10 protein-coding genes are annotated in these 20,376 nt (G+C 65.6%); 7 read left to right on the forward strand and 3 right to left on the reverse strand.

The window, feature by feature from the left end; all coding sequences use genetic code 11:
• Positions 1–93 precede the first annotated feature (93 nt).
• The 5 genes from ACYOEI_RS17550 to ACYOEI_RS17570 all read left to right on the forward strand — a co-directional run bounded on the left by ACYOEI_RS17550 (position 94) and on the right by ACYOEI_RS17570 (position 10,017).
• On the forward strand, positions 94–648 hold the full coding sequence (locus ACYOEI_RS17550; protein WP_462850835.1) for a hypothetical protein: 555 nt from the start codon (positions 94–96) through the stop codon (positions 646–648).
• Positions 649–843: 195 nt separating this feature from the next.
• Entirely contained in the window at positions 844–3,846 is a 3,003-nt protein-coding gene (locus ACYOEI_RS17555; protein WP_462850836.1) for a hypothetical protein, read from the forward strand.
• Between the two features lie 323 nt (positions 3,847–4,169).
• Positions 4,170–5,579 carry a sialidase family protein gene (locus ACYOEI_RS17560; RefSeq protein ID WP_462850837.1) on the forward strand — a complete coding sequence of 470 codons (1,410 nt, stop codon included), beginning with the start codon at positions 4,170–4,172 and terminating at the stop codon, positions 5,577–5,579.
• 119 nt (positions 5,580–5,698) lie between these two features.
• Positions 5,699–6,196, forward strand: a complete 498-nt coding sequence (locus ACYOEI_RS17565) for a hypothetical protein (protein WP_462850838.1) — start codon at positions 5,699–5,701, stop codon at positions 6,194–6,196.
• 131 nt (positions 6,197–6,327) lie between these two features.
• Positions 6,328–10,017, forward strand: coding sequence for a sigma-70 family RNA polymerase sigma factor (locus tag ACYOEI_RS17570; RefSeq protein ID WP_462850839.1), 3,690 nt, complete (start codon positions 6,328–6,330; stop codon positions 10,015–10,017).
• 351 nt (positions 10,018–10,368) lie between these two features.
• Here ACYOEI_RS17570 and ACYOEI_RS17575 read toward each other — a convergent pair whose 3' ends face one another.
• On the reverse strand, positions 10,369–12,573 hold the full coding sequence (locus ACYOEI_RS17575; RefSeq protein ID WP_462850840.1) for a hypothetical protein: 2,205 nt from the start codon (positions 12,571–12,573) through the stop codon (positions 10,369–10,371).
• 827 nt (positions 12,574–13,400) lie between these two features.
• Between ACYOEI_RS17575 and ACYOEI_RS17580 the strand changes: the two genes are divergently transcribed.
• Positions 13,401–14,009: a sigma-70 family RNA polymerase sigma factor gene (locus ACYOEI_RS17580; protein ID WP_462850841.1), complete on the forward strand. Its 609-nt coding sequence runs from the start codon at positions 13,401–13,403 to the stop codon at positions 14,007–14,009.
• 39 nt (positions 14,010–14,048) lie between these two features.
• Here the strand turns inward: ACYOEI_RS17580 and ACYOEI_RS17585 are convergent, their stop codons facing one another.
• A complete protein-coding gene (locus ACYOEI_RS17585) occupies positions 14,049–14,951 on the reverse strand; it encodes a J domain-containing protein (RefSeq protein ID WP_462850842.1) in 903 nt (300 codons plus the stop codon).
• A 141-nt stretch (positions 14,952–15,092) separates the two neighbouring features.
• On the opposite strand from ACYOEI_RS17585, the gene ACYOEI_RS17590 reads away from it, so the two are divergent.
• Positions 15,093–17,093, forward strand: a complete 2,001-nt coding sequence (locus ACYOEI_RS17590; protein WP_462850843.1) for an RNA polymerase sigma factor — start codon at positions 15,093–15,095, stop codon at positions 17,091–17,093.
• 136 nt (positions 17,094–17,229) lie between these two features.
• Here ACYOEI_RS17590 and ACYOEI_RS17595 read toward each other — a convergent pair whose 3' ends face one another.
• The gene (locus tag ACYOEI_RS17595; protein WP_462850844.1) at positions 17,230–20,244 is read right to left on the reverse strand and encodes a PVC-type heme-binding CxxCH protein; all 3,015 of its coding nucleotides are present in this window, start codon (positions 20,242–20,244) and stop codon (positions 17,230–17,232) included.
• Positions 20,245–20,376 lie beyond the last annotated feature (132 nt).

Here is a 20,376-nt window from a genome sequence, read left to right on the forward strand (position 1 = left end):
AATCCGGGACAGTCGGACTCCAAAATCGGAGTGTCGTGCCGTCTCGATACGTTGACGCGAACGTTGAGACGAGACCGCGAGCGGGGATTTGCGATGAAACGAGCCTACGCCGGCGTCATCACGGTGGTCTTGATGGGCCTCCTGGCGTGGTCGGGCCTCCGCCGGGCCGACCTCCCCTCGCAACCGAGTGGGGGCGAAACCCAACCGGTCGACACGGCCGAGGCCCGGGTCAACGCCCTGCTCGAGAGTAGTTCGGCCGGCGATGTTACGCGATATTTGGCCTCCTTCGGCAACCCGATGCGGGAGCGGCTCGAACGCGAGGTCTCCGAGAGAGGGCGAGACGCCTTCGCCGATGACCTCCGCCGCGCGGCCAGGGCCAGGAAGAGCCACGCCGTCTTCGCGGCCGAGGACGAAGGCCCCGACGCCGCGCGGATCGACGTCGAAACCGTCTATCCCGACCGCAATGAGCGCCAAGCCTACCGTCTCGAGCGCCGAGAGGGCGTGTGGCTCGTCACCGATGTCGAGACCTCTCGAGGGCACGCACCTCGTGCCCGTTTTGGCGCCGAGGCGAACTACAAGGAGCCCGAAGGCGTCCCCGTCCAGGCCGCGGCGATCGTCGAGGATACCGGTGAGAACTCGAGCCCCTGAGAAGAGGAAAGGATCCCAATCAATTTTCAGCCACGGATTCAACACAGACGCAACACATAAAAATTATATCTGCATAAGTTGTTATTTTTATACACAAATAATATTTTTCAATCTGCGTCCATCTGTGTCATCTGCGGATAGATTCTCTTCTCATCCGCAATCGATAAACGCAACAACAACCAAGGAGTGCGACCCATGCGAATCTCTCGTCCGTTCGCGATCGTACTGACGCTGCTCGGCGTGCTGGGGGCCTCGGCGGCCTCGGCGCAGAGGGGGGACAAGGATGCGGAGGGGCCGCGACGGCTCGACCCCGACGTGGTCTCGATCCGCTTGCAGTTGGGGGTCGGAGACCAGGCGAAACGACCGTGGAGCGGTCGAGCCTCGCTCGACCGCGGCGAGGTCGTCGGGGTTGAAGGGGGGCGGTTCCGCCAGGGTGATCATGTCGTCGGGCGCGACTCGTGGGTCGTGCAGAGCCACACGCTCCGCAAGGTCGCCGCGAAGAAGAAAGCAAACGCCGCGCCCGCGAAAGGTGGACCGGGCACGACCGGGGCCTCGATCACCCCGAACCTCCTGATCGTTTCGCTCAAGGCCCCCGCCGACGCCACCTTGAACGTCGAAACCGAACAGGGGCGCTTCGCCATCCCGCTCACCGAGGTGGCGGACGGACGGCCCCATCCCTACCTCAACGGCCGGGTCGAGGCCCAGCGGACCGCCAACGTGGTCCCGCTCCGCGAAGGGCCCGAACAGGCCGACTTCCCCTCGGCGGCGGCCGACGCCCGAGGCTCGACCTGGATTGCTTACGTCGAGCACCAACCCCGAGGTCCCGAAAACCTCGAGTCGTTCCAGGATCGCCCGAAGTCCTTCGCCGAATTCGCCCCGAGCGGCGGCGGCGACCAGGTCCGGCTGTTCCGCTTCCTTGACGGCCAGGGCGCCGAGCCCCTCGACGTCACCGGGCCGGGGCTCGACGTCTGGCGCCCTTCCGTCGCGATCGACCGCGACGGCAAGGTCGTCGTGGTTTGGTCCGAGAACAAGGACGGGAACTGGGACCTCTATCGACGTGCTTACGACCCTGAGAAAACCACCTGGTCCGAAGTCACTCGCCTGACGACCAACGCCGGCACCGACGTCGACGCCGTCCTCGCCTCAACGCCGGAGCACGGCGTCTGGGTGGCCTGGCAGTCGTGGGACAAGGGTGCGTCGGATATCTGGCTCGCCCAGGTCAACTCCGCCGGCACCCTGGGCGAACCGATCCGCGCGAGCGCCACGCCCGCCAATGAGTGGTCTCCCGCGATCGCGATCCACGGCAACCGGGCCTATGTCGCGTATGACTCGTACCAGGACGGCAACTATGACGTGAACCTGTTCGAGGCAGGCCTCGCCGGGGACGACCTCTCGCGAAAGACGACGGCCATCGCCAATTCGCCGAAGTACGAGGCGAGGCCCAGTATCACGGCCGACGGACGAGGCCGGGTCTGGGTTGCCTACGAAGAGCGCGACGCCAACTGGGGCAAGGACGCCGAGAACCTGCTCCAAGGCCAAGGTTCGACGCTCTACCGCTCGGCCGCCATCAAAGTCCGATGCGTCGTCGCCGGGCGTGTGGTGGAGGTCCCCAACCCGGTGGCGGAGGCCCCGGCCCCGCTCCGCCCGATGAACAGCTACCCTCGGCTGGCGCTCGACCGCGACGGTCGGCTCTGGCTCGCCTTCCGCCACCGCCAGGAAGCCATCTGGGGGGCCAATGCGGTGATGGTCGTCGGCGGCGTCTGGGTCGAGTACGCGACGTCCCTGTCGGGCCAGGCGTGGGACCCGCCACAGCCCTTGCCGAAGAGTGACGGCCTGCTCGACAATCGCCCGGCCCTCGTCGCCCCGTCGAGCGGACCGGTCCTGGCGTTCTACAGCACCGACGGCCGTCTCCGTCGCGAGGTCGAACCGAACCCCGACCTCAGCCGGAGGTTCGGCGCCCAGGCCGCCACGCCGGGAGGCCCTGGCGGGGTGTTCAACCTCGACCTGGAGGTCGCCGCGTTGACCCCGGTCGCCAAACCGGGAGGCGCGGAGCCGACCGCCGAACCCGGCGAGGCGGTCCCGGCCTCCGAGGGGGCGGCACCCTCGGTCCACCCCGAAGAGTCGGCCGATGTCGCCCGGATCCGAGGCTATCGCATCGAGACGAACGGCAAGTCCTACCGCCTGCTCCGAGGCGACTTCCACCGCCACACCGAGCTCTCGATGGACGGCGGCTCAGACGGTTCACTTGAAGACATGTGGCGATATTCGATCGACGCCGCCCGGCTGGATTGGATGGGCTTCGGCGACCACGACAACGGCGCGGGGAAGGAATACACCTGGTGGCTCTCGCAGAAGGCCACCGACCTCTACAACAGCCCCTCGCTCGTGACCATGTTCACTTACGAGCGGAGCGTCGCCTATCCGCACGGGCACCGCAACGTCATGTTCCCCAAGCGAGGGATCCGCACCCTGCCCCGGCTGGTCGGTACGGAAGGGGTCGTCGACAATGACACGCTGATGCTCTACGACTATCTGAAGGAGCACGGCGGCCTCTGCGCCTCGCACACCTCGGGGACCGGGATGGGGACGGACTGGCGCGACGTCAACGCGGAGCTCGAGCCGCTCGTCGAGATCTTCCAGGGGCACCGGAACTCCTACGAACACCTCGGGGCCCCGAGGGTCGCCCGCCGACCCGGCGAGGCGATCGGCGGCTGGAAACCCCTGGGGATGGTCTGGAACGCCCTGGCCATGCAGTACCGGCTCGGATTCCAGGCGTCGAGCGACCACATCTCGACCCACATCAGCTACGCCGTCGCGATCGCCGAGGACTCGACCCGCGAGGCCGTCTTCGACGCCTTCAAGCGGCGCCACTGCTACGGCGCCACCGACAACATCGTGCTCGACGTCCGCTCGGGCCCGCACATCATGGGCGACGAATTCCGCGCCGACGGCCCCGTCCGGCTCAAGGTCTTCGTCCACGGCACCCGCCCGATCGCCCGCGTGGACATCATCAAGGACTTCGTCTACGTCTACTCCACCGAGCCGGGCCGCGAGCGGGTCGAGTTCGAGTGGAAGGACGATGAGAAGCGCCCTCCCGGATTGAGCTGGTACTACGTCCGGGCGATCCAGGACGATGGCGAGATCGCCTGGGGAAGCCCCTTCTGGGTCCGCTTCCCCGCCGGGTCGGGGGAAGACTGAGACATCCCCGACGAGATCAAACCCGGACAACCCCAACTCCCCGCACGGTATCGGGACGATCGATCAGGCCACCTTCGGCCGGTCGATCGTCCCGGTCCACGCGCACCGGAGTCAAATCATCGATCCCGCAGCCGCTCCGCCAACGGGAAGAATCTTGGGAAAAAGTCATCAAGAATCGGCGCGAATCGGCATATAACCGAGGGACCAGATATTTGTCATCCGAGACAGGCCGAGGATTGCGGCTTTCCCAGAGGCCATCCTCTTGCCCGCCGCGTTCTCGCTCGGAGCGGCTCAAATCTCGGGGCATCCACGGGGGTTAGCGCATGAGGAAAGCTCGACTTTGGATCTTTCTCATCGCGTTGGCCTTCGCCGTGGTTGTCCTCCGGCCTCGCGCCACACCTTGGATCGTCAGCCTCCCGCTGGCGAGCCCCTATCCCCGACTCGATCGCGACGCGAAGCCTTTTTTGATTCGGCTCTCTCAACTGCCCGCGCTTCCGGGCTTCAAGTCGCCGAAGCCTGTCGTGGCCGCGGATAAGGCAGGCAACGTCGTCGTCGTTGCCCATGGATTCGTCGATGTGCCTACCGCCGTCCGAGGTACGCGGGGAGGGGGCGGCGGAAGTGAGCTTTTGGTCTGGCGATCGGCCGATCGCGGCGATCGATGGAACCTGCCCCAGAACCTGACCGGTCGGGCGGCGGACGGTGAAATCGCATTCGACCCCTGGCTGGAGACGGACGGACGGGGGCATTACTACCTCGTCTACGGGCTCTCGCCCGAGGGTCGAGTATTCGTTCGACGCTCCAAGGACGCGGGCCAGACCTGGTCCGACCCGCTGCCGATCCCATCGAAGGGCATGGATCGCCCCGTCCTGGGGATCAGCCCGAATGGGAATCGCCTCGTCGTGGCCGGGGCTCGCACGGAAATACCCGACGCCGCGACCTCGAAACCACCGAACGGGGACGATCCCGGACAGGTGGCCAAATTGCGGGCGTCGATCCGCTTCGATTCCAGCGTCTTCGTCTCGAACGACCACGGCGACTCCTGGGAGAAATGGCCGAGTCCGTTCGGGAGAGAGCACGCCATCCCCTTCGCCGTCGTGATCGACGACGAGGATCGGGTGACCGCATCCTGGGTCGTGGAAGGTGGCGGGTCGCGGAGTGCCGTCAGCCTCTCCGAAGATCGAGGACAGACGTGGAAGACGACTACGCTGGTCGAGTCGTTGCAGCCGGACCGGCCGCACCCGTTCGATGGCGAGCGGTTCCCCGTCGTGGCCCTCGATGGTGCGTCGGGACTGCACGTCGCCTTTGTCACCGCAGGCGCAAGGCAATTGTTGACGCGTCGAAGCGTGGCCGGGAAAGGGTGGAGTGAGCCGATCACGCTCTCCAATCCATCCGCCGAGGAAGTCCGGATGGCCGCCATCGACGCTCGAGGCCCCATGGTCCATGTCACCTGGGTGGAGCGCAACGGAACGAGTTGGCATGCCTATTACCGAGGATCTCGCAATTCCGGTGAATCATGGATGCCGACCGTGCGTGTCTCGGGTGAGGGCACGACTTCCGCCAGATTCGCCCTCCACAGCGACGACGATCAGTCGAGCGTGAGGGACGACGGCCTCGGTCGCGTCCATGCCGTCTGGTGTTCCCGAGGCGGCGACGTCTGGCACGCGGTGCTCGAATGGTCCGCTCGGCCGCCGGAATCCATACCCTTGCCAAACTCCGCCAACGTTCCCCCGTGAGTCATCGAGCGGCGTCGGCCCCTCACGGAGCGAGCCCGTGCGGCGCGGCAAGTCAAATCCATTTGTAGAACAACTAAATCCTCATTTTGTCATAATCAATCAAACAAACTGGAGTCCTCATGTTTTCCGGACGCCGCACGATTGCCGGTCTCATCGGGATCATCCTGTCTTGCGGAATCGTCCTCGCCGGCCTCCGCTCGGGATCGAACGACTGGTTCAAATTAATCTACACGTCAACGTTTCTCTTGCTCGTCTATGCCGCGATCACTGCCAGGTATCGGGATGCCTTCCGGCATGGGTTCGCCATCGCGGGCTGGGCCTATTTCCTCGTCGGTTTCGGGCCTTGGATCGCCGCAACGCGCGAATCACCAACCTCTCATGCGGTGAACCGAAACATCGCCACTTCGGTGGTGCTCGAGATCATGTCCGGGACGATCTCCATCAGCGACTCACCCCCGCCCAATCCTCCAACCGCCTTGACGGAAATGATGACTCGGTTGCGTAGGGCCAACCGCGACGGGATCGGCCACTGCGTCCTGACGATCTCATTCGCCGGGATGGGCGGGATCGTTTCCCGCAGGGCCGCGAGGCGCGATCTCGAGGGTCTCGGCCGATAATCCCAACCTGCCGCTCCCTCAGGACTCGAACCCGTCGCCGCCGTAAGAATTCGAGAAATACCGTGGAGGTCATCTCCCGGGCCGCATTGATGGAGAGGAGTGACCGGGGCACCGTCAAGGGAGCAACCGAAATGGCAAGTGGATCGTTCGGCACAGCCCTCCAGGAGATCGACCGGGTCTTCAATCAGGGTTCGGTCTCGGGCATGTCGGAGGCCCAACTCCTCCGCCAGTTCGTGGAGCGTGGGGATGACCTGGCGTTCGAGGCGCTCGTCGCGAGGCACGGGCCGATGGTCCTGGGGACCTGCCGACGGATGCTCCGGGACCCGAACGACGTCGACGATGCCTTCCAGGCCACGTTCCTGGTGCTCGTGCGCCGGGCGGTCCACTTTGGCGAGGCCGATCGGGTGGGCCCCTGGCTCCACGCGGTCGCGGTGCGGGTCGCCGCGCGTACCCGGGCCGACTCCGCTCGCCGCGGACGTCGCGAGACGGGTGGCTCGACGGTCGAACCGGTCGCACCCACAACCCCCGAAATATCCGACGATCTGCGTCGGGTCCTCGACGAGGAGATCGGGAGGCTGCCCGAGAAATATCAGCGCCCTGTCGTGCTCTGCTACCTCGAAGGCCTCTCGCACGAGGCCGCGGCCCGGATGCTCCATTGGACGACGGGCTCACTCCGGGGCCGCCTCGACCGAGCCCGCATCAAGCTCCGAGACCGCCTGACCCGGCGAGGGATGGCCCCGACGGCCTTGACGATCGGCGCGGCCCTCTCGCCCGAAACCACAGTCGCCTCGGTCCCACCGGCACTCGTCTCGGCGGCCCTGGCGGTCGCCAAGGGGGCCTCGCCTCACTCGGCACGGGTCGTCGGGTTGGCCGAGGGAGTCCTCCGCGGAATGTTCGTCGCGAAGGCCCTTGGCTGGGGCACCGCCCTGGCGGGCGGCGTCGCCGTGCTGGCCACGGGCATGACAACCCTCGTCGCCCAACCGTCCCCCAAAGATCAAGCCGCACCACCCCCCGCTCTCGCTCTCGCTCTCGCGGCCGACGCCGAGAATCCGCCGCCACCGAAAGTCGTCCTCAAACCCGCGCGAGAAGGGGACACCGTCACCCTGAATCTCGGCGACATCAAGACCAAGGCACCCCTTCCCGGTGTCGAGCTCAAGGTCCGGATCGGCGGCAAGGAGACTTCGACCGCCACCTCCGACGCCCAGGGGCATTTCTCGCTCAAACTCCCCTCGCCATTGCCGAAGATGCTGGGCGTGCGAGCGAGCAAGGACGGCTACGCCCCCGTCATCCTCTCGGTGATCCACCCGGCGTTCGAGGATCCTTTCCCCTTGTCGTACGACCTGGCGATGGTGCCCATCGCCCCGATCTCCGGGATCGTCCGGGACGAGGATGGGAAGCCGGTTTCTGGGGTCGAGGTCACGCCGACCTTCTGGAACTCGTCGCTCGCCGCCCGAAATCGCGAACAATTCGACGTCGAACACTCCGTCAAGACCGACGACCAGGGGCATTGGCAGAACGACGTCATGCCCTCGGCGATCGGCTTCCGCAGGTTCTCGTCGATCTCGCTCCGATTCACCCGTGCGGGCTTCCAGATGGTGGAAAAATCGGGAAATACCCCCGAGGAAGCCATCGGACGAGACGGCATCCTGGTCCTCCCGAAGGGGCTTTCGATCCCCGGACGTGTGGTCGACAACGCCGGCAAACCCATCAAGGGAGCCTCGATTACGCTGCGACACCCGGATCGCTTCGGGGATAACATCCTCCCCCTGGCCACGTCGGACGCTGGCGGGCTCTTCCAACTCGAGGGTGTCCCCCCGGGCGAACTCCTGATGACGACGCGGGTCGACGGATACGCACCCGACCTGCGCAGGGTGAAAGTCGCGAAGGGAATACCCTCGAGCGAGATCCGGCTCAGCTCGGGACGGACAATCCGCGGACTCGTCCAGGACGACAAGGGCAAGCCGATCGGCCACGTCACGATCTACCTCGATGGTTGGCGCGGTGAGCGTGCATCCGACTTCCGAATCGAATCCGGCGCCGATGGCCGGTTCGTGTGGGAGCACGCCCCGGATGACGCGATCTGGCTCGACGTCATGACGGAAGGGTTTCTTCCGGCAAGGAGTCAGGAGGTTGGTCCGAAGGAAAACGAGAAGTCGTTTACCCTCCACCGGATCCCCAGCGCCCGCGGTACGGTCGTCGATGCCGAGACCGGTCGGCCAATCGAGTCGTTCAGGATCATCCCCGGTTCGGAAGGGCGCAACGGCGCCCCCACGTACTGGGACCGCGGCCACGATCGGGCCCAGGTTTCGGGAAAGTATGAAATCAAGTTCACGGAATCGGCCTCGTCGGGGCGCCGACTCCGCGTCGAGGCCGAAGGGTATCGGCCGGAGGTCTCGCGCCGGTTCCTGGACCGTGAGGAGCGGGTGGAGATTAACTTCACCCTGCGGAAGGAGTCGGGGGTCTCGGGAATCGTCCAGCTCCCGGACGGGTCACCTCTGGCCGGAGCCGAGATCCTCCAGATCGGGACGTCGCAACCAGCCTTCCTCACCAACGGTCACACCCAGCCAAACAACGATCATCGCGTCGTGAAGTCGGGCCACGACGGTCACTTCATGCTCCCGACGGAAGAGCCGCCCTACACGCTCCTCGCGCTCCACGATCGAGGATTTGCCGAGCTCCGCGTCGAGAAGGCCGGCTCAACGACTCCGCCGATGACCGTCGAGCCCTGGGGACGGGTTGAAGGGACCTTGCGCATCGGCTCGAAACCAGGCGCGGCCCAGGACATCCACCTGCTTTACGAACGCCAAGGGGACAGCACCCAGGCGATCCCCTTCTTCAGCGGCAGGGCGACGACCGACGCCTCGGGCCGCTTCGTCTTCGAGCGAGCCCTCCCCGGTAAAGGCTCGGTGGCGAGGTCGATCCCGCTGGGCCGCATGCGAACAGGGTATAGCCACAGCACGCCGGTCCAGATCCGGGCGAACCAGACGACCCGGGTCGCCATCGGCGGCGTCGGCCGCCCCTTGATCGGAAGGGTCGTCATGCCCGCGGATCGGAATGCGCCGGTGGATTGGTCCTTCGGCCTCGGCTCGATCATGACCAAGCCATCCCTGTCCCAGAGGCTGGGCCTCCTCGCGACGCGAAGTTACACCGCGAAGATCGAGCCCGACGGGACGTTCCGCACCGAGGACGTCGAACCCGGGTCGTACACCCTGATCCTCAGTCTCGAGGCCCCTCCGTCCAACCCCAATGGATTGGGCTTCAACAATAACAACCTCGGCGCGGCCAGACGCGAATTCGACATCCCGACGCGACCCGGCGGCCGGAGCGACGACCCGTTCGATCTCGGGACCATCGAGTTGGTCCCCTCGAAACCGCAAAAGGTCATCAAGGTCTCGGAAGTCGCCCCCACGTTCCAGGTCGAGACGCTCGACGGGACGCTCTTGAGCCTGGCCGACTACCGAGGCCGATTCGTCCTCCTCGACTTCTGGGCGACCTGGTGCGGCCCCTGTCTGAAACAAACCCCGCACCTGAAGGCCGCCTTCGAGGAATTCGGCAAGGACGACCGCTTCGCGATGATTGGGCTGAGCCTCGACGAGTCCCGCGATAGACCCAAGGAGTACGTCGAGAAGAACGCCCTGGGCTGGACCCAAGGCTACCTCGGCCCCTGGGCCAAATCCAAGGTCCCTGAGGATTTCGGCGTCACGGGCATCCCCTCCATCTGGCTCATCGGCCCCGACGGCCGAGTCGTCGCCAGAGACCTCGATGGGACCGGCATCAAAGAAGCCGTAGCCGACGCCCTTTCATCGACCGCCTCGAAGTAATCAACGACCCGACCTCGGGCGAAAACAGCCTCGGATGGAAGGCATAGGGGTGAAAGCCGGTTTCTCCGCAGATGACGCGGACACGCACAGATGAACCGGTGAAGGTTTTTAATTCCATCTGTGCCAAGCTTCGCCATGTGCGGATCGCCTTCGGCTGATTTTTCAGGTCCCGATGCCAAGGCTTTGGAAGTCACAGGGTGGGTTCCGGCTCCCTTCTCCTGATTGAACGCATGGATCCTGTCACAAGCAACGACCCCGCCTCGCGTAGCCTTGGGCTCCGCGAGGCGGGGTCGGTTGAGTCTTGAACGATCGGCGTTCCACACCCGAAGAATGAGGGAAGATCTCGCCCGATCAGTCCTTCGTCAGGAATGCATAGACCGGCGAATTGTAGTTCGTCGAGCTATTGAAAGTCGCGAACCCGTTATTGTAGTCGTTGTTGCCCTGACCATCGGAGATCGACATCTGGTAGCCCGACAGCGCCGGCAACGAACCGGGCTGAGTGCCGATGGTACCGAGTTGGAACGTCAAGCTGAACGTCGCATTTTTAATGGGCAAGCCGGTGTTGGGATCGATGTCGCCGAGGCTGAGATCGAGATTCGAAGTAATGGTCAGGCTCTGGCCGGAGTAGGTCCCGACGTAGGACCGCGAGATCGTCTTGCCCGCGAAGTTGGTGAGGGTGAGCGTCCCGAGGACGTGGGAGCCCGTCGTGTCGGTGACGACCGTGCTCACCTGGAGCTTGATCGTGCCGTTGTAGTAGGTGTTGGTCGCCTCGGCCGTGCCGGCGTTGAGGGTGATGAGGTCCTGGTACGTCCCGGAGTACGACGACTGGAGCTGGTAGGCCGATCCACTGTTGTACTGGAACGACGTGTTAGGCGAGTTGCTGCTGCTGCCGGAGGAGTAGTCGATCGCCTTGGGGAGGGCCTGGGGGCTGTTGGTCGGGGCACCGATGACGTTGACGTAGACCTGGACCGTCTGCGAGGACGACGTCCCGTTCGTCGAGGTGACGGTGATCGGGGCGTAGGAGTAGGTGCCGACCGGGAGGCTCGAGGTATCGGGGTTGAGGTAGATGTTCACGCTGGAATTATCGGAGTTCTGCGATCCCGTCAGGCCCAGTTTCGTGGGGCCGGTGACGCTCACATTCAGCGAGCCGCCGCCCGAGTTCGTGATGCTGAAGTTGCCATTGTAGTAATTATTGCTGCTCCCTTGCATCACGGTGAGGAACACGACCTTGGTGCTGAGACGAGCCACGGGGGGTCCGGTGGCGGCCGGATCCTCGGGGATGATTCCCGAGTAGCTCAAGGGGCTCGCCGTCGTCGACGTTTGCAGCTTGGCGAGCCCGATCAGGCTGTCGACCACCATCGCCTGGTCCGCGACCTGGGAGTTGAAGCCGGGGGCCATCGTGGTTGAGGCCGAGGTCTGGGCCACGGTGTTCTTGAGGATCTGGGCGTCGGGAGTTGCTTGCAGCGGCCCGACGAGGGCGATGTTCTGCTGGATCAGCGGGGCGCTCATGACGAACTGGGTGGTCGCCTCGGCGATCCCCCTCTTGTCGTCGAGCGCGGTGGAGGGTGTGGTCACGCTCTTGACGAGCTGGCCCGAGACATACGTCTGGTAGCTGGCGAACGACTCGAGCGAAGCGATCGAGGCGGCCATGTTGACCACGCTCGTCACGTTCGAGGCCCCGACGACCTTCGCGCCGCCGATCTTGGTGAAGTTCTTCGTGAGCATCTCGACGTTGTTCAACGCACCGCCGATGAGGCTGGAGAGGAGCGAGCCGCTGCTATTCAGCACACCCGTCCCCGCCTTCGCGCCCTGGGCGGTCCCGGCCAGGAGCTGGTCGAGGAGGGTGAGCGAGGCCTGGTTCATGGTGTTGTTGAGGCCACGATAGGTCCCCAGGCCAACCTGAGTGACCTTGCCCGAGGTGAAGCGACCGACGAGCTGTTGCAGCCCGGCCACCTCGGCCTGGGCCGTCTGGATCTGGTTGACCAGGTCGGTCGGGAACGCGCCATAGGAGTAGTTCGACGAGAACGTGCCCTGCAGCGACTGGTAGTTGTAAAGTGCGGTCTTGAGGTCCGAGGCGAGCTGCGCCAGGGCCTGGTTGGCGATCGTGCCCGCGGACTTCCCGGTGGCGGCCGGCGCGGTGATCTGGAGGTGGCCGATAGCCTTGGTCGTCGTCATCTTCCCGCCCACGATCTGCACGACCGAGACCCGCTCCCAGCCCGTGGTCGCAAAGACGTGATTCGCCTGAAGATACAAGGGGGCCGCGACCTGAACCGAGGTCGACGTGACGGCCGTCGGCGTCTCGTAGAAACGATGCCCGGCGCGGTCGACGAACATCACCGCCGTGGTGCTGCCGGGCGTCGTGTTGTACTGCCCGGCGAGGTTCAGCGTCGCACCCGGCGCGGCGGACACGAAGCCCTGCTGAAAGCCCCCGGCTCGCGCGGAGATCGCCGAGTGGGCGTGGATGTTGGCCCCCGCCGCGCTCAAGACCACGCGATCCTCAAGTCGATCGAAGGCCATCAAGCGGTGCGCGCGGCGCTGCCGTAGTTTCGTCGTCATCGGTGATTGTCCCCGGCTGTGATTCAGGTGAGAAAACGTTGACCACGGGCAAAGACGACCGCGGTCGGGCGGAGACGGACGCTAGGAACGTCTCGTGTCGCTCGGCGCAGCAGCCTCCGAACCCCTGGCGGGTATGATCGCGACGACATCGTCTGAGGGGCGCGTTGGTGGGGTCCCTGGTCCTACGACCCTAAGAATCCAGATTGTCCGCCCAAACGCCACAACCCCCAAATGTCGACCAGACCCTCTATCTTCATAGACAGCATTAGAGTCTTCGACCGGACGCAATTCCAATTATTTTTTGTCGAAATCCCAAGAATTCGAATCCGAAAAACATCAGTTTGACGCCGATTTTTCAAGCTCGGGAATAAGCTTGCTGCTCCCCATGAAGGACAGCGATCCAACTGTCACTGCATCCATCACGTCGTCGAACGACACCGATTCGGCGATCCTTTCGCACGATGTATTCGTGCGGCCTCCAACACTCCGGGATTCTCTGAGCTCTTTGGTGAAGGCCACCGGTTCTTGTCCGATCGACGCGTTGGTGATTTCTTCACAAAGGCACCACAACACAAGGAAATCACGTTGGGAAGCTCGAGAGGATTCGCACTCCGTCGGAATCCCCCCGTCGTGCCTTCGTAGTGAAGATCTCCCGCGGTGAGTGCTCGGTGGAGTTCGACGAGGAGTGTCGATTTTCGCCCGGTCCGTGCCGAGAATCTTGACAGTCGGCCCGATTCCGGGGAGCTTAAACAGCAGCCGACGAACGGTTCTCACGAGGGGCGGCGCTCGCGAGGCCACCCCCCCCGAGGAAACAGGTTCGCCTCCCAATGACTGAGACGGACACGACTCCCGAAATCCTCCTGGAACGGGCCCGCACCGGCGACCAGATCGCCCGGGGCCACCTCCTGGACCTCTATCGCAATTATCTGCGTTTTCTGGCGCGATCTCTCATCGGCGGCGCTTTGCGGGCGAAGGTGGAAGCATCCGACCTCGTGCAAGAGACGTATCTGAAGGCGCACCGCGAGTTCACCCAGTTTCACGGAGGAGGCGAGCCGGAGCTCGTCGCCTGGCTCCGGCAGATCCTCGTCAGGAGCCTCGCCGACCAGGTCAAGCATCACCGGGCGCGGGGGCGTGACCATCGTCGCGAGGAGTCCCTCGAGGTGATCCTCGACCACTCCAGCCTGGTCATCCACCGCGCCTTGGCCGTCTCCACGTCGACGCCGAGCGGCCACGCCGTCCGCCGGGAGCAGGCCGTCATCCTCGCCGACGCGCTGGCACGACTGCCGCAAGACTATCGCGAAGTGTTCGTCCTGCGCAACCTCGAGCACATCCCGATCGACGAGATCGCCGAGCGGATGGGGCGTTCCGCCAACGCCGTACGCAAGCTCTGGTCGAGGGCCATCCTCACCCTCGGCCACGAGCTCGAGGCGTCCTGATCAAACAGGCCGGGACGTCGAGGCTGCCGTCCGATCGGTTCAAAGCCCGTTCGCCTCGCAGTAGTGCCGGGCCTCTTCGTAGGCTTTGCGGAGGCGGACGAACTCCGAATGGCTCCCGCCGATGTCGGGGTGGGTCGCCTTGGACAGGGTGCGGTAGGCGGATCGGACCTGCTTGGTATTGAAGGGGGGCTCGAGCCCGAGGATCGTCGCCCATCCCGGCGCCGCGGACTTCCCCGCGGCGGCGCCCAGGATCTCCCCATAGAGCCGACCAACCGCCTCGCGGAACCCTCCGCCCCCGGGCAGGTCGTCGGGGCAGACGAGCCAACGGGCGAGGCGGAATGCGTCGTCGCTGTCATCGTCGAGGACGGCCCGGGTCAGGTCGGCCCGTCGAAACGCCCGGTCGAGCCGGAGTCCGAGGAGACTCTCCATGACCGCGAGGGGCGAATAGCCCTCGGGCACCCCGCGCCAGAAGAGGATCTCGGCCGCCTCGACGAGCCTCGCGGCGGCGAGGTCGAGCGCCTGTCCGGGGTTACCGCCGTGCTCCCCTGCCTGCCGCCGCCAGAAGCCGACGACGGTGACCTCGAACAGGGTCCGGACCTGGTCGGCCGACGGGGGATGGTAACCAGGTTTTGGTGGAGCCCCGGCCAAGCCGAGGCGGCGGCGGACCTTGGCGGTGATCTCCCGGACCTCCTCGGCGGTCGGCTGCTCGGACTCGGGGATCTCGTGCCCGACGCCTCGGCCCCCCGACAACGCCTCCGTGGCGATGTTGTAGGCGAACGCGGCCAGCCAACGGGTCGGGTAGAGGCCGAGGTTGGCCGCCTGGCCCTTCTTTCCCCGCCCGATCGAGGCCCGGAATCGGCGCTCGCCGAGCAGCTCCGGGAGTTCGATCACCCCACGGAGGGCCCCTCGGCCCCGATCTCGCCCCGAACCCGCCTGGCCCATGCGCCCTCCCCTCCCCTCGCGACCGACCGCCTCCCTCGAAGCCCGGCGTCTGGCCGGGAGAAATTCCGGGAAAGGGGCGTATCCAAAACCACCGGTGACCGCAGTATAGGAGGACAGGTCAACGTTGAGGGAGGTCAACTCATGGCGAACGGACAGTTTGGCCCGGCGGTCCGCCACATCGAGCGGCTCTTCACCGTCGGCAGCATCGTCGGGATGGACGAGGACGAGTTGCTCGACCGGTTCCTCCGCCGAAAGGACGAGGCGGCCTTCGGGGCCCTCGTCGCCCGGCATGGGCCGATGGTGCTCGGGGTCTGCCGCCGTTGGCTCGACGACCCGAACGACGTCGACGACGCCTTCCAGGCCACGTTCCTCGTCCTGGTGCGGAAGGCGAACTCACTCCACCGACGCGACCTCCTCGGGAACTGGCTTTACGGCGTCGCCCTTCGCGTCGCCAGCCGGGCGCGGACGGCCTCGATCCGGATCAGGTCCGTCGGGCGAGGCGTCGAGGCCCTCGCCGACGCAGGACCGGCCGCCCCCGAGCCTTACCCCTGGCTCCACGAAGAAGTCTCGAGGCTCCCCGCCAAGTACCGTGCGCCGATCGTCCTCTGCTACCTGGAGGGCTTGACCCACGAGGAGGCGGCCGAGCAGCTCGGCTGCCCCCTCGGCACGGTAAAAGGACGACTGGCCAGGGCGAGGGACCTCTTGCGGACCCGCCTGTCGCGCCGAGGGCTCGCGCTCCCCTCGGCAGGAGTCGTCGCCCTGCTAGGCCAGGAGGCTTCGGCCGCCGTCTCCCCGCTGCTGGTCGAGGCAACCACACGCGCGGCACTCGCCCTCGCGGCCGGCCGTGCAACGTCCATCGCCCTGATCTCACTCCCCGTCGCCACCCTTTACCAAGGAACCCTGCACGCCATGTCACTCTCCAAGCTCAAGCTGCTCGCCGTCCCCGCGGCCTTCGTAGGCACCGTCATTACGGGAGCCGCGGTGCTCGCCGATCCCCAGAAGCGGGACGATCAGCCCAAACTGGAAGCCGGGGCACCGTCGTCCTCGACCCCGAAAGTGCAAGGTAGCGAGCCAACGACCAACGGCCGCCCCACCGCCTCCGAGGCTACCGCCAACACGCCGGTATTCCTCCAAGCGGTCATGCCCCGATCCACGACTTCCGAGAGTCGCAAGGTCGCCCAATCCCAGATCGAGATGGCCCGCGAGGCCCTTCGTGCTTTCCGGTCGGAACAGGTCCACCCCGACCCCGAGAAGATCGATCAATGGTCGCTTCGGTTGATGCAAGCGCAGAACACTCTCGCCAGCACCCCCGAGGAGCGCATCGCGGCGGCCTCCGAGCATCTCGAGCGACTCAAACACTGGGAAGGCATCGTCACCTCGCTCGAGAAGGACCTTGCCAAGCAGGGGAATCCCGGCCGCGCCGACACTCGGCTCGACTGGCAGTTTCGCCGGAGCCAGGCCGAGCTGATCCTCGCCGAAGTGAAGGGTGGCTCTCTCCCGTCAACGACCGTCAAGTCCGCAAGGCATGACGAGGGCGTCGTGCCGAATGCCGCCATCCAGGGCGAAAGGCAGGTCGTCCAGGCCAAGGACGACAATCGGCCCGCCGCAGGGGGTGGGATGATGATGGGAGGTTCCCCGAGGAGCATGATGGGCGGGATGATGATGGCAAGGATGGGCTGGGACGCCAATTCCCAGAGGAGACAGATCAACAATCAGATCAGCATGAGGATCGCCGAGCTCTCACCCAAGGTCGAGGACGCGGACAAGACCCCGAAGACCCAGGAGATCCTCAAGGCGCTCAATCAACCACTCTCGTTGGTCTTCTCAAAAGAGACGCCGCTCGACGATGTCCTCAAGTACATCAAGGCGGCGACCCAGGGCCCGAAGGACACGGGCATCCCGATCTACGTCGACCCCGTGGGCTTGAAGGAGGCCGGAGTGGAGACGACCTCGCCCATCCTGTTCGAGCTCGAGGGCGTGCCGCTGAAGACGAGCCTCCGGCTGATCCTCAAGCAGGTCGGCCTCGCCTACTGCGTCCGGGAGGGGCTCCTGATCATCAGCTCGGTCGAAGGTGTCCTCCAGGAGCTCAAGGAGTTCGAGTCGACCCATCCGGAGATTACCCCCCCGGAAAAAGCGTTTTGACAATCCGAGCAAGCGTGACCGCAAGTCGGCCCTCGAACGTCCGGACAGCACTCAAGGACTCGTCGTCTTGCCGACGACGAGTCCTCGGCTCATTTACGGCGGAGGGAACTCGGACCAGGTCGTTGGAACGCAACCGTCACTTCGGCGGCTGTGTCGAGCGGAGATAGGCGAAGAGATCCCGGACCTGCTTGTCGGAGAGGTCCTTGAGGAGTCCTTCGGGCATGATCGAGGACTTGGAGGCCGTCATCTCGTCGATGTCGGATCGGCGGATGGCGGCGTCTCGACCATCGGCGCCTCGGAGGACGACGACCTGGGGGTCCTGGTCCATCAACACGCCGACGAGCGCGCGGCCGTCGGCGGTGGCGACGAGGTAGGTGCCGTAGCCTTCGCGGATCTCGGCGCTCGGATTGACGACGTTCAGGAGCATCGTGTCGAGGTCGTCGCGTCGATAGGTGGTGAGATCCGGCCCGACCTTTCCCCCCTGGGCGAACAGGGTGTGGCAGCTCAGGCACTTCTGGGCAAACAGACGTTCTCCGGCCCGAGGGTCGCCGGGGCCCGAGCGGACGCGGGAGGCGAACTGATCGATCTCGCGCTGAAGCTCGGCCGGGGTCGCGGGACGGACGTCGCCCCAGTGCGCCTTGACGAGGGCCTGGATCCGGTCGTCGCGATGGCGGAGGAGGCGCTGGACGGTCTCGGCGGGGATCGAATGGGGATCGACCTTGCCCGCGTCGACCGCCTCGAGGAGAGGCTTCGCCCAGGCTGAGCGACTCGCGAGCATCCCGAGTGCATCGCCGCGGACGTCGTCGGTCATGGTCGGGAGCGCGTCGAGGATCGCCTTGCTGATCTCGGGGTTCGGGTAGCGCTGGAGAGCGACCAGGGCCGCCCCCTGGAGGGCACCGTCGGAGGAGCGCGAGGCCAGCTTCAGGAGCGTCGGGACGCTACGGGGCTGGTCGACCTCGCCGAGGATCTGGAGGTACTGGAGCTGCTTCCCCTTGTCGCCTCGCTCGTCGGCCAGGAGCTTCAGGGCCGCGTCGACGGCCTCGGTCCGTCCCTGGCGGAGGCCCAGGATGATCGATCCTCCCTGGTAGCGGCCCAGGGCTTCGGCCAGCTCGTCCGGCAGGTTGGCGAGCGACCGCCCCGCCAGAGCCGCCTCGAAGCCGGTCATCAAGGCCTTGATCGACTCCTGGTCGGGTGCCATCTTGAGGAGATCGGCACACGTCAACAAATCTTTACGACCGCCGCCGGAGGCATAACGGCGCATGATCCGCTCGAGGATGACCTGCTTGACGATCGGGTGGGACCAGAGCGTCGAGTCGTGGAAGAGCGCGAGGACGGCCGCCCGATCCGCGTCGGACTTGGCCTCGATCGCCCACCAGAGCAAGAGCGGGATGTGGATGTCTCGGGCGTCCTCGTCGCGAACGAGCAGGTTGCGGACGATCGCCAGCGAGGGCCCGGCGGGCAGGCGCCTTGCCGAGCTCGCGAGTTGGCTCCGCACCGCAACGGCCGGCTCCGACTTCGCCAACTCCCCCAGGCGCGTCGCGACGGCGGACGTCACCGAGGATGCGTCGCAAAGCAGGCGGACGGTCCAGAGCCGGACGAAAGGGTCGGCGTGGCCGAGGAGGCCCAGCGCGTTGGCCTCGTCGAGCCCACCGCTCAGGTTCAGCCCCCAGAGGGCCTCGAGCGCGTCCTGCCCTTGCCCTTCGCGGGCGAGCCGGGCGAGCTCGGGGATGGCCTTCGCGTCCTTGCGGTCGCCGAGCAGCCGGAGGGCCATGCGACGGAACCAGATATTCCGATGCTTGAGCAGCCCGATCAGCTCCTGCGTGGACTTGTCCGCAAGGTTGAAAGGCGCGATCGGCTTCGCGTCCTTCGCCTCGAGCCGATAGATCCGCCCGTTGGTACGGTCGATCTGCCCCTCGTGATTGCGGTAATGGTTCGTCTGCCCGTCGTACCAGTCGGCGACGTAGATGGCCCCATCCGGCCCGACCTTGATGTCGACGGGGCGGAACCAGGAGTCGCTCGTGGTCACCGGATGGCCGATATCACGGGTCTGGAAGGAGGAACTGTCGGGCAGGACGTCGCTCAGGACGACGTGGCTCAGAAGGGGCGCGACGCCGAAGAGCTTGCCGTTGTATTTCTCCGGCAGCGCCCCGCCGTCGTAGATGAGGAACGTGTGGGTGAAACGGGGCACATTGTGGTGCGCCATCGCCGAGAAATAGCCGAACGCATAGGGGTTGGAGAGGGGCCCGTGCTTGTCGAATCCCTTGCGGGAGTAGCCTCCCTGCACGTAGTGGAAGCCTCGGGTGTCTCCGCCGTTGTGCCCGGAGAAGATCCGCCCCTTGGCGTCGATCTCGACCCCGAAGGCGTTGCCCCCTCCTTCGGCAAAGACCTCGTATCGGCGCGACTCGGGGTGGTACCGCCAGATGAGCTGGCCGAGCGAATGCACGGGAGCCTGGTCGGTCTTGGGCCGCTTCACCCGGCCGGAGACCGTGCTCCCCTGCGCGGCGTAGAGCCAGCCGTCGGGGCCCCAGACGATGCTGTTGACGACCGAGTGGGTGTCTTCCAACCCGAACCCTTCGAGGTGGACCTCGGGGTCGCCGTCGGGCACGTCGTCGTTGTTGCGGTCGGGGTAGAACAGGAGATAGGGTGCGTTGAGCACCCACACGCCCCCGCGACCCTTGACGCAGGCGGTGGCGATGTTGAGGCCGTCGAGGAAGGTCGAGTGCTTGTCGAAGGAGCCGTCGCCGTTGGTGTCTTCGTGGATCGTGATCCGGTCTCGGCCGCGGTCATGGTTCGGGGGTGCGGCCGGGATCTTGTCGTAAACGATTCTCCAGACGTTGTCGCGGCTGAGCATCGTCAGCCCGGCCGGTTCCGGGTACTGGCGATACTCGACGACCCACATCCGCCCGCGTTCGTCGAAGTTGAGGAAGACCGGCTGGGCGATCTCGGGCTCGGCCAGGATCTCTTCATATTTGAGATCGTCCGGGACCTGGAACCGCTTGAACGACTCCGCCGGACTCAGCGGCTCACCCTTCCTCGGCGGCGGCGTCTGTCCCCGCGCCGGGGCGATGGAGAATGCTGAGAGGGTGATCGTCAACACGATCGGCCAAGAGACGCGGGAACCGGGCTCGCCAGCTTGACGCCGGTGCGACATCGAGATGCCTCGTCGAGAAATCTACGTCAATGAGAACGAATCGCCTCACACGCCGAAATCGGCGCAGCATTTCATAGGATGGGCACGGCCCACCGGTCTTTCTAAGGTTCGGTGGGCGATGCCCACCCCACG

This window comes from Singulisphaera rosea, from assembly GCF_054877945.1.